The 14,329-nt window shown below is 63.8% G+C and carries 12 protein-coding genes; 6 read left to right on the top strand and 6 right to left on the bottom strand.

Translation table 11 applies throughout. The features are described 5' to 3' along the window. Positions 1–4 precede the first annotated feature (4 nt). From AC57B6_RS01335 to AC57B6_RS01325, 3 genes are all read left to right on the top strand, one after another. Positions 5–1,432 carry a sodium:proton antiporter gene (locus AC57B6_RS01335; RefSeq protein ID WP_496420572.1) on the top strand — a complete coding sequence of 476 codons (1,428 nt, stop codon included), beginning with the start codon at positions 5–7 and terminating at the stop codon, positions 1,430–1,432. A 66-nt stretch (positions 1,433–1,498) separates the two neighbouring features. Continuing rightward, positions 1,499–2,488 carry a 2-hydroxyacid dehydrogenase gene (locus tag AC57B6_RS01330; protein WP_496420571.1) on the top strand — a complete coding sequence of 330 codons (990 nt, stop codon included), beginning with the start codon at positions 1,499–1,501 and terminating at the stop codon, positions 2,486–2,488. Continuing rightward, positions 2,485–3,933: a DNA recombination protein RmuC gene (locus AC57B6_RS01325; RefSeq protein ID WP_252888288.1), complete on the top strand. Its 1,449-nt coding sequence runs from the start codon at positions 2,485–2,487 to the stop codon at positions 3,931–3,933. The genes AC57B6_RS01330 and AC57B6_RS01325 overlap by 4 nt, the downstream gene beginning before the upstream one ends. 75 nt (positions 3,934–4,008) lie before the next feature. On the opposite strand, the gene AC57B6_RS01320 is transcribed toward AC57B6_RS01325, so the two are convergent. The 6 genes from AC57B6_RS01320 to AC57B6_RS01295 all read right to left on the bottom strand — a co-directional run bounded on the left by AC57B6_RS01320 (position 4,009) and on the right by AC57B6_RS01295 (position 11,487). Then, positions 4,009–4,497 carry a GNAT family N-acetyltransferase gene (locus AC57B6_RS01320; RefSeq protein ID WP_106351606.1) on the bottom strand — a complete coding sequence of 163 codons (489 nt, stop codon included), beginning with the start codon at positions 4,495–4,497 and terminating at the stop codon, positions 4,009–4,011. Further along, on the bottom strand, positions 4,497–4,772 hold the full coding sequence (locus tag AC57B6_RS01315) for a hypothetical protein (RefSeq protein WP_028199219.1): 276 nt from the start codon (positions 4,770–4,772) through the stop codon (positions 4,497–4,499). The genes AC57B6_RS01320 and AC57B6_RS01315 overlap by 1 nt, the downstream gene beginning before the upstream one ends. Positions 4,773–4,848: 76 nt before the next feature. After that, the gene (moeA, locus tag AC57B6_RS01310; protein WP_183796562.1) at positions 4,849–6,150 is read right to left on the bottom strand and encodes a molybdopterin molybdotransferase MoeA; all 1,302 of its coding nucleotides are present in this window, start codon (positions 6,148–6,150) and stop codon (positions 4,849–4,851) included. 77 nt (positions 6,151–6,227) lie between these two features. Beyond that, complete coding sequence (gene mobA / locus AC57B6_RS01305; protein ID WP_183796563.1) at positions 6,228–6,842, bottom strand: molybdenum cofactor guanylyltransferase MobA; 615 nt, start codon at positions 6,840–6,842, stop codon at positions 6,228–6,230. 14 nt (positions 6,843–6,856) lie between these two features. Further along, a complete protein-coding gene (gene moaA, locus AC57B6_RS01300; RefSeq protein WP_491563143.1) occupies positions 6,857–7,966 on the bottom strand; it encodes a GTP 3',8-cyclase MoaA in 1,110 nt (369 codons plus the stop codon). Positions 7,967–8,196: 230 nt separating this feature from the next. After that, entirely contained in the window at positions 8,197–11,487 is a 3,291-nt protein-coding gene (locus AC57B6_RS01295; RefSeq protein WP_474632895.1) for an Rne/Rng family ribonuclease, read from the bottom strand. 735 nt (positions 11,488–12,222) lie between these two features. On the opposite strand from AC57B6_RS01295, the gene AC57B6_RS01290 reads away from it, so the two are divergent. Genes AC57B6_RS01290 through AC57B6_RS01280 form a run of 3 tightly spaced genes read left to right on the top strand, consistent with a single transcriptional unit; the run spans position 12,223 to position 14,310 of the window. Beyond that, a complete protein-coding gene (locus tag AC57B6_RS01290) occupies positions 12,223–13,257 on the top strand; it encodes an RluA family pseudouridine synthase (RefSeq protein ID WP_046568173.1) in 1,035 nt (344 codons plus the stop codon). Continuing rightward, complete coding sequence (locus AC57B6_RS01285) at positions 13,250–13,909, top strand: HAD-IIIA family hydrolase (RefSeq protein WP_444512986.1); 660 nt, start codon at positions 13,250–13,252, stop codon at positions 13,907–13,909. Before AC57B6_RS01290 ends, AC57B6_RS01285 begins: the two co-directional genes overlap by 8 nt. Next, a complete protein-coding gene (locus AC57B6_RS01280) occupies positions 13,906–14,310 on the top strand; it encodes a Rieske (2Fe-2S) protein (protein ID WP_028199212.1) in 405 nt (134 codons plus the stop codon). Before AC57B6_RS01285 ends, AC57B6_RS01280 begins: the two co-directional genes overlap by 4 nt. Positions 14,311–14,329: the final 19 nt, after the last annotated feature.

Here is a 14,329-nt window from a genome sequence, read left to right as displayed (position 1 = left end):
CGATATGAAACGACATGCCGTAGGCGCGAGCATGGTGCTTGCCGCTGCACTGACATTGGCAATGTGGCCGCAACTGGCCGCGGCAGCCACGCTCGACGGCGCGACGTTGTCGGCGCTGTGGGGTTTGCCGTTTGCGGGCGTGTTGTTGTCGATCGCGGTGTTCCCGCTGGTCGCGCCGGCATTCTGGCATCACCATTTCGGCAAGATCGCAGCAGCGTGGGCGCTGCTGTTCCTGGCGCCGTTTGCGCTGACCTTCGGCACCGGCATTGCATTCGGCACGCTGGTCCATGCATTGCTCGAAGAATACATTCCGTTCATCGTATTGCTGACGGCGCTCTACACCGTCGCGGGCGGCATCTGCGTGCGCGGCAATCTGCATGGCACGCCGCGGCTGAATACCGCCATCCTCGCGCTGGGCACCTTGCTGGCCAGCATCATGGGAACGACCGGCGCGGCGATGCTGCTGATTCGCCCTTTGCTGCGCGCCAACGACAACCGCAAGCATGTCGTTCACGTCGTGGTGTTCTTCATCTTTCTGGTCGCGAACGCGGGTGGCTCCTTGTCGCCACTCGGCGACCCGCCGCTCTTTCTCGGCTTTCTGCAGGGTGTCAGTTTTTTCTGGACCACCACGCATCTGGCGTTGCCGATGCTGTTCGTCTGCGTTGTGCTGCTGACCGCGTTCTATGCACTGGATTCGTACTATTTTCATCGGCATGAAGAACAGCGTTCGCGCTTTCTCGATCCGACGCCGGATTCGCCGCCGTTGGGTATCGACGGCAAGATCAACTTCGTGCTGCTTGTTGCCGTGATTGTGCTGGTTTTGATGAGCGGGCTGTGGAAATCGGAGGTCGTGTTCGATGTCTTCGGTACGCATGTCGCTTTGCAGAATGCCGTGCGCGATGTCGCGCTGATCGGCGTCACTCTGCTCTCGCTCGCGTTGACGCCGCGCGCCGCACGCACGGGCAATGACTTCAACTGGGCGCCGATCGAAGAAGTCGCCAAGCTGTTCGCCGGTATTTTCGTGACGATCGCGCCGGTCATCACGATCCTGCGGGCCGGCGAAGCGGGTGCGTTTGCCGGCATCGTCCATCTGGTCAATCCGGCCGGGCAGCCGCACGACCTGATGTACTTCTGGGCGACCGGCCTGCTATCGTCGTTTCTCGACAATGCGCCGACCTACCTGGTGTTCTTCAACCTGGCCGGCGGCGACGCGCAGACGCTGATGACCACCGGCGCCACCACGCTCGCGGCGATCTCGGCCGGGGCGGTGTTCATGGGCGCCAACACGTATATCGGCAATGCGCCGAATTTCATGGTGAAAGCGATCGCGGAGTCGCGCGGCATTCGGATGCCGAGCTTTTTCGCGTATCTCGGCTGGTCGGTCGTGGTGCTCGTGCCCGTGTTTCTCGTCACCGGCTGGCTGTTTTTTTGACACCTCGTTTCCCGCTTATTTTGACGCCGGGGCCATTGAGCCCGGCGCGCTATTCGGAGAATTGCAATGCAGAAGATCCTCGTTGCCCGTCCGATCTTTCCCGATGTGATCGAACGGCTCAAACAGTATTTCGACGTCGACTGGAATCAGGGCGAGGTGTTGTCCGCCGAGGAACTGACACGCCGTCTCGCGGACAAAGACGGCGCGCTGACCGCAGGCGATCCGGTCGGCGCGGCGGCGCTCGCCGCGGCGCCGCGCCTGCGTGTGGTGTCGAACATGGCGGTGGGCTATAACAACTTCGATATGGCCGCCTTTAATGCGGCCAACGTGCTCGGCACCAATACGCCGGACGTACTGAACGAATCGACCGCGGATTTTGGCTGGGCGCTGACGATGGCCGCGGCGCGCCGCATTGCCGAATCGGAGCACTGGCTGCGCGCCGGCAAGTGGCAGAAGTGGGCCTATGACGGCTTTCTCGGCACGGATCTGTACGGTTCCACATTGGGTGTGATCGGCATGGGCCGGATCGGGCAGGCGCTGGCGCGCCGCGCGAAGGGCTTCAATATGCAGGTGATCTATCACAACCGTTCGCGCGTCGCAGCAGAGATCGAGGCGGAGTTGAACGCCGAATACGTGTCCAAGCAAGACCTGCTGAAACGCGCCGATCACGTGGTGCTGGTGTTGCCGTACACGAAGGAAAATCATCACACGATCGGCGCGGCCGAACTCGCGCAGATGAAGCGGACTGCAACGCTGACCAACATCGCACGCGGCGGTATCGTCGACGATGCGGCACTGGTGGAAGCGCTGCGCTCAAAGCAGATCGCCGCAGCGGGTCTCGATGTCTACGAAGGCGAGCCGAATCTGAATCCGGATTTGCTGACCGTGCCCAACGTCGTGTTGACGCCGCACATCGCCAGCGCAACCGAAGCCACGCGCCGCGCCATGGCGAACCTCGCCGCGGACAATCTGATCGCGGCCTTGGGTGAGGGGCCGCGCGCCGGCAGGCCGCCGAATCCGATCAACCCCGAGGTCATCGGCAAGGCGCGTTCATGACAATGATTCTGGTGGTGGCCGTTGCTGTGCTGGCGGTCGCCTTGGTCATCGCGTTGGCATTGCTGATGCGCGGCAGCAGTCGCGCCGACGCAAGCGAGCAGTTCGAGATTCTCGGCGAGCGTATCGACGCGGCAGCGGATGCGCAGTCGCATGCCTATGAGCGGCTCGAGCGGCAATTGCGTAATGACATCACCGAAACCGCGCGCGTTTCCCGTACCGAGCAGAGCAGTGGCTTCGCGCAGTTTCAGCAAACGCTGGCATCGCAATTCAGCAGCATGACGACGGTGCAGGCCGGCAAGATCGACGGCTTCGCGCAGCAACTCGATGCAGTGCGTCATAGCTTGCAACAGCAGGCGCAGCAGGCGCGCGATGAGCAGGGACGCACGCTCAAGCAGTTCGGCGAAACGCTGGCCTTGCAACTGGGCCAACTCACCGAGGCGAACGATCGCCGCTTCGCGGAGGTGCGCGCGACCATCGAGCAGCGTCTGAAAGACATCGAGGCGAACAATTCGACCAGGCTCGAAGAAATGCGCCGCACGGTCGACGAAAAATTGCATGCCACGCTCGAACAACGCCTGGGAGAATCGTTCAAGCTGGTGTCGGACCGGCTTGAACAGGTACATCGCGGTCTGGGCGAGATGCAGACGCTGGCCGCGGGCGTCGGCGATCTGAAGAAGGTGCTCACCAACGTCAAGACGCGCGGCACCTGGGGCGAAGTGCAGCTTGAGGCATTGCTCGAACAATTGCTCACGGCTGATCAATATGCGAAGAACGTCGTGACGGTGCCGAAGAGCGCCGATCGCGTCGAGTTCGCAATCAAACTGCCGGGCCGTGCCGAGACGGGTGCTCCTGCCACGCCGGTCTGGCTGCCGATCGACGCCAAGTTCCCGCGCGAAGACTACGAGCGGCTGATCGAAGCACAGGAACGCGCCGACCCCGTTGCCGTGGAGGAGGCGTCGCGCGCGCTCGAAGCGCGGATACGGGCGGAGGCGCGCACGATCGCGGAAAAGTATGTGTCGCCGCCGCACACCACGGATTTCGCACTGCTGTTCCTGCCGACCGAAGGGCTGTACGCGGAAGTCCTGCGCCGGCCCGGTCTGACGGACCTGCTGCAACGCGACTACCGCGTGACGATTGCCGGCCCGACCACGCTCACTGCGCTGCTCAATAGTTTGCAGATGGGATTCCGCACGCTGGCTATCGAGAAGCGTTCTAGCGAGGTGTGGCAGGTGCTCGGCGCGGTTAAGACGGAGTTCGGCAAATTCGGCGACGTGCTGGCGAGGACCAAGGCGCAGCTTGAAACTGTCACGCGTTCGATCGAGGCCGCTGAAACACGCGCCCGCGTGATGGGCCGCAAGCTGCGTGACGTCGAGGCATTGCCCGGGGAAGAGGCGAGCGGGTTGCTCGGTGACGCGCTAACGGGTGTGGATCCGGACGAGCAGTAGAGCCGCACCGTTTTCGGGACTGACCTTTTTCGACACGAAACGAGAGCCGGACCCGGATGCCGAGCCAGCGCGAGCTCAGGAAGCAGCGTCTGCGGCCAGTCGTTCCAGTGCCTCGCCTGTTAAGCGCACAACGCGCCAGTCCGGCATGACCTTGGCGCCCAGTTTTTCGTAGAAGCCAATGGCCTGCTTGTTCCAGTCGAGCACGGTCCATTCGAAGCGCGCGCATTTACGCTCGACTGCCAGCGCCGCCAGCCGCGCGAGTATCGCGGCGCCTAGCCCGCTACCGCGCTGACCCGGTTGAACATAGACATCTTCGAGATACAGCCCGCGCTTGCCGGCGAAGCTCGAGTAATTGTGGAAGAACAGCGCGTAGCCGACGATGCGTCCTTCGTTTTCCGCCACCAGCGCTTCGATGGAGGGCCGCGCGCCGAACAGGGCGTCACGCAAACCGTCTTCAGTCGCGGTGAATACGTGCGTGAGGCTTTCGAATTCGGCCAACTCGTACGTCAACGCGAAGATAGCGCCCGTATCTTCAGGCGTCGCGGCGCGGATCGTCGCGCTCATTACGCCTCTTCCGGCGCGTCGGTCAGCTGGATTTCGATGCCGCCGAAGCGCGAGGCCACCCAGTTGTACGCGTGGCAGGCGATCCACAGCAGAACGAAGCCAAGAATCGCGTTCAGCAGCAGCGCGCTGAACACCGTGCTCAATTCGACCGAGCCGTAGCGGATGAACGCCACCAGCACGCCAAGCAGCACGATCGGCACCGAGAATGTCAGGTACACGAGGATAAGCGCTTTGGCGGTTTGTCCCGGTGCAATGAACGAGATCTGTTTTTTCATGTAAGTCAAACCCGTGTGTCTTAGTGGTAATGGGTAGGGCTGCAAAGAAGCCGCCACGGCGGCGTTTCCTCAGGCATCAGATGAGACCGTCGAACAGCATGATATCGACATGCTCGCCCTCGGCAATGTCGGATTCATCGTGCCCGAGAACGATGAAACAATTGGCTTCGCTCATCGAACTCAGCACGCCTGAGCTTTGCGAGCCGGTTGGCGTGACATGCCATTGGCCGTGCGCGTCCTGTCCGGCGACGCCGCGCTGGTATTCGGTGCGCCCGGCGCGCTTGCGGATGAGCTGGCGGCTGGCGGCCCGCAGCAGCGGCAGTGCCGGCGGCGTCGCGCCGGACATCAGCAGCAGCGCTTCGCGCACGATCTGGTAGAACGTCACCATCACGGCCACCGGATTGCCCGGCAAGCCAAAGAACAGCGCGGGCAGCCCGAGACCCGGATGGTCGCCCGACCAGACGCGGCCGAAGGCGAGCGGCCGGCCCGGACGCATCGCGAGACTCCAGAATGCGACGTCGCCGAACGTCTGCAGCAATTGCCTCGTGAAATCCGCCTCGCCGACCGAGACGCCGCCCGAGGTCAATACTACGTCGGCGCTGGCTGCGGCACTGCGCAACGCGGCTTCGAGCGCGGCGGGTTCGTCGCGCACTACACCGAGATCGAGCGTATCCATGTTCAGGCGCCGCAGCATCGCAAATAGCGTGTAGCGATTGCTGTCGTACACCGAACCCGGGTCGAGCGGCTCGCCGAGTGAACGCAGTTCGTCGCCGGTGGAGAAAAATGCGACGCGCAAGCGCCGCCGCACGTAGATTTCGCCGATGCCGAGCGACGCCAGCAAACCGAGATCCGACGCACGCATGATGCGGCCGGCGCGCAGCGCGGCATGGCCGCGAGCGACGTCTTCGCCCGCCAGGCGCCGGTTCGCGCCGGCCTGCACGGCGTTGGCCGCAAATCGGACCGACTGGGAATCGGCACTGCGCTCGACAAGCTCCTGTGGCACGACGGTGTCGCAGTCAGACGGCATGCAGGCACCCGTCATGATGCGCACGCATTGTGTCGCGCCGACGCGGCCCGCGAACGGATGGCCGGCCAGTGCTTTGCCGACGATCGTCAAAGCGACGATGGAGTCGCCCGTCGCCAATGCGGCGCGATTGAACGCGTAGCCGTCCATTGCCGAATTGTCGTGCGACGGGACGTCGATTGGCGAGACGATGTCGGCGGCGAGTACCCGGTCGAGCGCATCGCGCAAGGGCACGCGTTCGACCGCCGTGACGGGCGCGGCCCATTGACGGACGATCGCCTGGGCGGCCGAAACAGGTAGCGCGTGAGGATCGTACTGCGCGACGCAGCGGGAAAATTCGTTAAGCGTGGTCATGGAGGGCTGAGCGTCGCGACCGGGGCGGGTGTGGCTGGCTGTTGCCGTGCGGCCGGAGCAGGATTTCAACCGGGGCCTCAACAGCGCTGGAGGTCGGCGAGTTCTTGTAACGAATTGATATTGTAAAACGCGCGCTCGTCGGCAAAGGCGACTTCGACCGTCTTGTGGCGCGCGTACCACGCGCGCACCTTGCGCTCACCGGCATCCAGAAAGGCCGCAAGATCGTCTGCGAGACCCGTGCGCAGCAACGCGAAGACAGGGTGGAGCGAGACCTGGCCGGCGGCGTCGGTCGTCGTGACGGTGGCGATATCGGCGTGATTCGACGCGAGTGCCTGTGCGAGGCGTTCGGCGAGTTCCGCGGGCAGCCCGGGCGTGTCGCAGGGCGCGCTCAGCATGTAGGCCGTGCCGGCTGCGCGCAAGCCTGCGAGCAGCCCGGCCAGCGGTCCGGGGAAACCGGGCAGGGTATCGGCCAGCACCCTGGCGCCGAACGGCGCACCGAGCGTGCTGTAGACATCGGGATGACGATTGGCGCTGATCAGCAGGGCGCCGGTCTGCGGCGCGAGCCGCTTCAGCACATGGGCGGCAAGCGGTTCGCCGTGCAGCGTCTGGAGCCCCTTGTCGACGCCCCCCATGCGCATGCCGCGCCCACCCGCGAGGACCAGGCCGGTGATATGTTTGCTGGTCGGACTCATGGATGCGGGCTGTCTTAGCCGCCGATATACGACATTTCGACCCGACGGCCGTCCTGCTCGCGCGATGCGGCGGCGCCGCTGCCACGTAACTGCGAATAGCGGTCGCGGCGGTCTTGCCAGATCTCGGCGACGGCGGTGGCGATATCGGCGTCGCTCGCCCCGCTGCGCAGCAATGCGCGCAGGTCGTGACCCGACGACGCGAACAGGCACAGGTACAGCTTGCCCTCCGTCGATAGACGTGCGCGCGTGCAACTGCCGCAAAACGCGCGTGTCACACTCGAAATCACACCGATCTCGCCGCCGCCGTCCACATAGCCCCAGCGCTGGGCGGTCTCTGCTGCGCTGTGCGCCTCGAGCGGCGCGAGCGGGAAATGCTCGGCGATGCGCGTGACGACATCGGCGGAAGGCAGCACTTCGGTCATGTTCCAGCCGTTCGACGTACCCACGTCCATATACTCGATAAAGCGCAGTACCGCACCCGAGCCTTTGAAGTGGCGCGCCATCGGCACGATCTCGCCGTCGTTGGTGCCGCGTTTGACGACCATGTTGACCTTGACCGGCGCGAGCCCCACCGCGTCGGCCGCGGCGATTCCGTCCAGCACGTCGGCGACCGCGAAGTCGGCATCGTTCATGCGGCGAAACAGCGTGTCGTCGAGCGCGTCGAGGCTCACTGTCACACGGGTCAGGCCGGCGTCTTTCAGGCTGCGCGCCTTGCGCTCCAGCAGCGAGCCGTTAGTGGTCAGCGTCAAGTCGAGGGGGCGGCCTTGCGGCGTGGTGAGTTGCGCGAGCCGTTCGATCAGGTGTTCCAGATTTTTGCGCAGAAGCGGCTCGCCACCCGTAAGGCGGATTTTCTCGACGCCGTGTGCGACGAAGAGCCGCGCCAACCGTTCGATTTCTTCGAAGCTGAGCAGGGCGCTGTGCGGCAAAAACGCATAGTCCTTGTCGAACACCGCGCGTGGCATGCAGTAGACGCAGCGGAAGTTGCAGCGATCCGTTACCGAGATGCGCAGATCGCGCAACGGGCGCGCCAGCGTGTCGTGCAGCACGCCGTTGGGCGCCTGCACTGGGCCGGATATGACCGGCACCGCGCTGAGATCGGCAACAGGGATGATGCGTCGGGACATGAATTGCTTCGTTTGATGCTTCGTTTTGGGCTTGCTAAGGGGCTTTAACCAGTGCTGCGATTGACACCCAGATCTTCATTCTAGCGGAAATGTCCCTGCTCGCTCCCGGCCTCCGGATGCCGTTCGGGTATATGAGGAGTGACATGCAACTTGTAATCCGGACGGCGCGCGACGCCATAAAACAAAAAGCCCGCCGGTGACGGCGGGCTTTTTGCGTGGGGGCGGCTCGCTTACTGCGGATGCTTACCGGTTTCCACCATTTGCATCGGCGCGGTTTCGAGCGGCGGCAATGCCTTACGCTCGCGACCTACGCGAACCGGCCTGGCTGCCTGCGCTGCCGCTTCCTGCGCGGCCCGCAGCTTGTCGGCGTCGGTGTTCACCCAGACGAGACCGGCTTGTTCCAGCACCGGCTTCAGGGTTTCCGCCGACACAGCGGCGCTGCGCGCTGCTTGCGGTGCGGCTGCGGCGGGCGCTGCTTCGACTGGCGCCGGCGCGGCGATCGCTTCAACTGCCGGAGCAACGGCCGCGGCGGCCGGTTGTGCTGCGACGATCTCGGCTTGCGGCGCCGGTTCGGCGGCCGGTGCTTCGACCACGGCCACGGGGGCTGCGGTTTCTACCGGAGCCGGTGCGGCTTGCGTTTCGACAACCGGGGCTACTGCCGGTGTTTCGATCCGCGCCTCAGCGGGGGCTTCGACGCGAGTCTCGACTGCGGGTTCAGCCACAGTTTCGGCATGAGCGACCGGTTCGACGAGCGAAACCGTCTCGCTGACAGCCGGCGCAACTTGCGTGGCTTCGACCGGCGCGGCAGCGGCTTGCGCCACCGGTGCTTCCGGTACTTCCGGCGCTTGCGCGACCGGCACAACCGTTTCCGTCTTCGCCGCCTGCTCGACCGCCAGAGCGGGCGTTTCGGCTACTGCATGCAGTTCGCTGACGACAGCGGTTTGCGTCGCCACAGCAGCGACAACCACTTCCACCGGCTTGACGTCGTTTGCTTCGTTGACTTCAGCCTTGTGTTCGACCGGCTGATGCGCGGTGCGTACCGGTGCTTCGTCGGCCACGTTGGCGGTATCGCTTTCGCCTTCCGCAACGTCCGCAGCCAGGTTGCCGTTCACGTCTTCTTCGCGCTCACGACGGCCACCACGGCGGCCGCGACGGCGGCGACGGCGCTCTTCACCTTCGCGCGCCACCGCTTCCTGATCGACCGCCGCACCGTTCTCGCCCAAAGCGGTCTGGTTTTGCGCCAGCTCGTCCGCTGTTTGCGCGTCGTTTTGCGTCAGTGCCTCTGCTGCTTCGGGCTGCTGTTTGCGCCGTTCGCCACGTTCAGCACGTTCGCCGCGCTCACGGCGCTCGCCGCGTTCCGCACGGGGTGCACCGTCGACAGTTTCCGCACGGTCGGCGCCACGATTTTCGCGCGGCTCACGACCTTCACGCGGCTCACGAGCCTCGCGCGGTTCGCGGCCTTCACGGGCCTCACGCGGCTCGCGCTGCTCACGGTTGGCACGCGGCTCACGCGATTCACGAGCCTCGCGCGGTTCACGCCCTTCGCGAGTCTCACGACCTTCACGCGGTTCGCGTTCCTCGCGACGCTGCGACGGCTGCTGGCCCTGAGCCTGACGACCGCCACTTGCGCCTTCGCCACGACCCGCTGCATCGCGTGCGCCTGCGCCGCCACGGCGATTGCGGTTGCGATCGCCGCCGCGTTCGCCGGTGCGCTCACCGCGCTCCGTGCGTTCGCCGCGCTGCGGACGCGCCTGCTTTTCGGTCGGAGCCGGTGCGACAGGCGCCGGCGCGGCCGGCTGCATGCCGAACAGATTCTTCAGCCAGCCGATAAAGCCGCCGCTGGCCGGAGTAACAGCGACCGGGGCCGGGGTTGCCGGGCGGACCGGCGCGCTCGGGGCCGGCTTCTCGGGCGTGATGCCCTTGACCGCGGCTTCCTGCTTCGGCTTCACTTCTTCAGCGCGCTTGCTGTAACCGGTTTCCGATTCCAGTTCGCGGGCCGCTTCTTCGGCCATCTTCCACGAAGCGCGCGGCTCGTCGAGGCGCGCGTCGTCGTGACGCAGTCGCTCGAGCTTGTAATGCGGCGTGTCGAGGTGCTTGTTCGGAATCAGAACGACGTTGACCTTGAAACGCGACTCGATCTTGTTGATTTCCGCGCGCTTTTCATTCAACAGGAAGGCGGTTACTTCGACCGGCACCTGGCAATGGATCGCCGCGGTGTTTTCCTTCATCGCTTCTTCCTGAATGATCCGCAGCACTTGCAGCGCGGACGATTCGGTATCGCGGATGTGCCCCGTGCCGTTACAGCGTGGGCAGGTCACGTGGCTGCCTTCCGACAAGGCCGGGCGCAGACGTTGACGCGACAGTTCCATCAGGCCGAAACGCGAGATCTTGCCCATCTGGACGCGCGCACGGTCGTGCTTCAACGCGTCTTTCAGGCGTTGCTCGACTTCGCGCTGGCTCTTGGCCGATTCCATGTCGATGAAGTCGATCACGATCAGGCCGCCCAGGTCGCGCAGACGCAACTGGCGGGCTACTTCGTCGGCGGCTTCGAGGTTGGTGCGCGCGGCGGTTTCCTCGATGTCCGCGCCCTTGGTGGCGCGCGCCGAGTTCACGTCGATCGCGACCAGTGCTTCCGTGTGGTCGATCACGATAGCGCCGCCCGAGGGCAGCGGCACCGTGCGCGAATACGCGGTTTCGATCTGGTGTTCGATCTGGAAGCGCGAGAACAGCGGCACGTCGTCGTGGTACCGCTTCACCTTGCTGACATTGTCCGGCATCACGATATCCATGAAGGCGCGGGCCTGGTCATGGATTTCGGTGGTGTCGATCAGAATTTCGCCGATATCCGGCTGGAAATAATCGCGAATCGCGCGAATCACAAGGCTCGATTCGAGATAGATCAGCATCGGCTGGCCGCTCGAACCGCTTTGCGACGCAGCCTCGATGGCGCGCCACAGTTGCATCAGGTAGTTCAGGTCCCACTGCAGCTCTTCGGCGCTGCGGCCAATCCCGGCCGTGCGCGCGATGATGCTCATGCCTTCGGGCAATTGCAGCTGCGCCATGGTTTCGCGCAGTTCCTGACGGTCGTCGCCTTCGATCCGGCGCGACACACCGCCGCCGCGCGGGTTGTTCGGCATCAAAACCAGATACCGGCCGGCGAGCGAGATGAAGGTGGTGAGGGCCGCGCCCTTGTTGCCGCGCTCTTCCTTTTCGACCTGAACGATCAGTTCCTGACCTTCTTTCAGGGCGTCCTGGATGCGCGCGGAGCGCATGTCGACGCCGTCGCGGAAGTACTGGCGGGCGACTTCCTTGAACGGCAAAAAGCCGTGGCGGTCTTCGCCGTAGTTGACGAAACACGCTTCGAGCGAAGGCTCGATGCGGGTGATGATGCCCTTGTAAATATTGCCTTTGCGCTGTTCGCGCCCGGCGGTTTCGATGTCGATATCGATGAGTTTTTGCCCATCGACGATGGCAACGCGCAGTTCTTCCTGCTGCGTCGCGTTGAACAACATTCGTTTCATTGAACGGCTCCAGAGCGGCTTAGCCAGACCGCCTGGCTGCGCGGTTGTCAGTCGCGAGAGCCAGGCGGGCAGCGGCATGCCGCGCCTTATTGTGTTTTCACAAGCACGCTGGAGCGGGAAAAATGGCGGGAGAATTGCCTGAGAGGGCCCGGCCCCATTAAAAAATGGGCACGGTGCCGCAGGGCACATGCGAACACGGCTTCAAATAACGACCCGACACGCCGCGGGTTCTGCCAGCAGACCTTCATAAGCCTTGCGTCCACTCGCGCCGGTGCGCCAACTGGGCGCGTGACCGGAGGGTCGAAGGCTGCGGTCATGCCGCAGCGGGAAGTTCGCGCAGTCGGCGCGTCTTTTCTCGCTGGGGGTGTCTCGCCTCATTTTGACGTCGCCATGTCTTGTACTTTCTACAAGACGCCTCGGGCGCACGCCGTATTTTCGCAACTCGCAGCTTCTTACAGCAGGGCGTCAGACCGCCCGATACCGAAGCTGAAAGTTAAATTCTTTTTTACCAAAATTCCGTTACCGTCGAAGCTGACCTTGACCGAACGCGCCTGTGGGCGCCGTCCCTGCCGGGTACTGACCTCGTGCGTGCAACATGTTGCATCTCATTTTCAGGGTGAGCAACCAGACCCCGGCGCAAGTAAAATAACGGTTTATCGCTTGCGCCTGCGCAATCCGCCCGAATTCCGGACACTGCGCCGGCCGCCGCAGACTGCTGGGCAAATTATATTCATAATGAAAGAGTTAGGCAAAATATCCCAGAAATCGGTCGCAAGCGACCAGGTCTCGATGATCGAGATCGACGACAGTGCGGCCGGCCAGCGCATTGATAACTTCCTCCTGCGCGTCTGTAAGGGCGTGCCAAAGAGCCATATTTACCGCATCCTGCGCAGCGGGGAAGTGCGGGTGAATAAGGGCCGGATAGACGCGCAGTACCGCCTCGAACTGGGCGATCTAGTGCGCGTACCGCCCATTCGTGTCGCTCAGGCGAACGAGGCGATCGCTCAGGCACCGGTGCCGAGCGCCGATTTCAAAATTATTTTTGAAGATGAGCATATGCTCGTCATCGACAAACCGGCTGGCGTGGCGGTCCACGGTGGCAGCGGCGTCGCGTTCGGTGTGATCGAGCAGATGCGCGAAGCACGGCCACAGGCAAAGTTCCTCGAACTGGTGCACCGGCTCGACCGCGAGACCTCCGGCATCCTGATGCTCGCCAAGAAGCGCTCGGCGCTGGTTAATCTGCATGAGCAGATTCGCGAGAACAAGATGGATAAGCGCTACTATGCGTGCGTTCACGGTGAATGGGCGAGCGACTGGGGCCGCCGCCGCGCGGTCAAGGAGCCGCTGCACAAGTATCTGACCGCGGACGGTGAAAGGCGCGTACGCGTCCAGGCCGACGGCCTTGCGTCGCACACGGTTTTCAACCTGATCGACCGTTGGCCGGAGTACGCACTGCTTGAGGCCGAACTGAAGACCGGCCGCACGCATCAGATTCGGGTCCATCTGCAACATCTGGAACTGCCGATCGTCGGTGACGCCAAGTACGGCGACTTCGCGCTGAACAAGGCGCTGGCCCGGGCCAACGCCAAGCCGGGCCTGAAGCGCATGTTCCTGCACGCATACCGTCTTAAGCTGACGCACCCGGCAACCGGCGAATCCGTGCAGTTCGAGGCGCCGCTGCCGGCCGAATGCCGTAGCTTCGTCGCGCAGCTTAATGAATTACGTGAATCACGAAATGGGTCAAACCCGGAGACGACACCGCATGGCTAGAGAGCAATTTGATCTGATCGTCTTCGACTGGGACGGAACGCTGATGGATTCGACCGCGCACATCACGCGCAGTATCCAGTCGGCATGCCGCGACCTCGGTCTGCCGGTTCCCGCCGATGAGGCTGCCAGCTACGTGATCGGCCTTGGCTTGCGCGACGCGCTGCAAATCGCCGCGCCCACGCTCGATCCGACCGATTACCCGCGTCTGGCGGAGCGCTACCGCTTCCACTATCTGGTGAAAGATCAGACCACCGAGCTGTTCGCCGGTGTGCGCGAGATGCTGCAGGAATTGCGCGATCAGGGTTATTTACTGGCGGTGGCGACCGGCAAGAGCCGCGTCGGGCTGAACCGTGCGCTTGATCAATCACGGCTGACGAGCCTGTTCGATGGCACCCGTTGCGCGGACGAAACCTTCTCGAAACCCCATCCGGCCATGCTGCACGAGCTTACGCGCGAACTGGGGCAGGATCCGGTGCGCACGGTAATGGTGGGTGACACGACGCACGATCTACAGATGGCGATCAACGCGGGCGTGGCGGGTATTGGTGTCACATACGGTGCGCATCCTGCGGGCTCGCTGACTGCGTTGTCGCCGAAATTCGTCGCTTCCAGCGTCAGCGCGCTGTCTGGCTGGCTGCGAGAGAACGCATGAGCACGAGTGTGACCGCGGCGGCGACCGAGGCGGTTCGCATTTGCGCGTCCGACGAGCTGGTCGACGGCGGCGCGGGTGTGCGGCGCGCGGCGAGGTTCGGCGGCGGCGACGTCGTGGTATTTTTTGTTCGCTACGATGGCCGGGCATACGGCTATCTGAACCGTTGTGCGCACGTGCCGATGGAACTCGACTGGGCTGAAGGGCAGTTCTTCGAATCGTCCGGTTTATACTTGATGTGCGCTACACATGGCGCGATTTATGCGCCCGATACGGGCAAATGTGTCGGCGGCCCGTGCCGCGGCGGCCGTTTGCGTCCCGTCCAGGTCGACGAACGGGACACACCTGAAGGCCGCGCCGTATTCTGGCTGCCGGACGGAGAACTACGCCCGGTCACGCCCTGACTTTTCTCCTCTTCGATCT

The sequence above is a fragment of the Paraburkholderia sp. BGA-UO-ETr-F12 genome (assembly GCF_059567945.1).
The sequence above is the reverse complement of the archived record's forward strand: the minus strand, read 5'-3'. Positions and strand labels throughout refer to the sequence as shown.

Bases quoted from the DNA above. Each gene is read 5' to 3' on its own strand.
- AC57B6_RS01320 (WP_106351606.1), bottom strand. From the start codon at position 4,497: ATGAGCGCGACGATCCGCGCCGCGACGCCTGAAGATACGGGCGCTATC.
- AC57B6_RS01295 (WP_474632895.1), bottom strand. From the start codon at position 11,487: ATGAAACGAATGTTGTTCAACGCGACGCAGCAGGAAGAACTGCGCGTT.
- AC57B6_RS01325 (WP_252888288.1), top strand. From the start codon at position 2,485: ATGACAATGATTCTGGTGGTGGCCGTTGCTGTGCTGGCGGTCGCCTTG.
- mobA (WP_183796563.1), bottom strand. From the start codon at position 6,842: ATGAGTCCGACCAGCAAACATATCACCGGCCTGGTCCTCGCGGGTGGG.
- moaA (WP_491563143.1), bottom strand. From the start codon at position 7,966: ATGTCCCGACGCATCATCCCTGTTGCCGATCTCAGCGCGGTGCCGGTC.
- AC57B6_RS01330 (WP_496420571.1), top strand. From the start codon at position 1,499: ATGCAGAAGATCCTCGTTGCCCGTCCGATCTTTCCCGATGTGATCGAA.
- moeA (WP_183796562.1), bottom strand. From the start codon at position 6,150: ATGACCACGCTTAACGAATTTTCCCGCTGCGTCGCGCAGTACGATCCT.
- AC57B6_RS01315 (WP_028199219.1), bottom strand. From the start codon at position 4,772: ATGAAAAAACAGATCTCGTTCATTGCACCGGGACAAACCGCCAAAGCG.
- AC57B6_RS01285 (WP_444512986.1), top strand. From the start codon at position 13,250: ATGGCTAGAGAGCAATTTGATCTGATCGTCTTCGACTGGGACGGAACG.
- AC57B6_RS01280 (WP_028199212.1), top strand. From the start codon at position 13,906: ATGAGCACGAGTGTGACCGCGGCGGCGACCGAGGCGGTTCGCATTTGC.
- AC57B6_RS01290 (WP_046568173.1), top strand. From the start codon at position 12,223: ATGAAAGAGTTAGGCAAAATATCCCAGAAATCGGTCGCAAGCGACCAG.
- AC57B6_RS01335 (WP_496420572.1), top strand. From the start codon at position 5: ATGAAACGACATGCCGTAGGCGCGAGCATGGTGCTTGCCGCTGCACTG.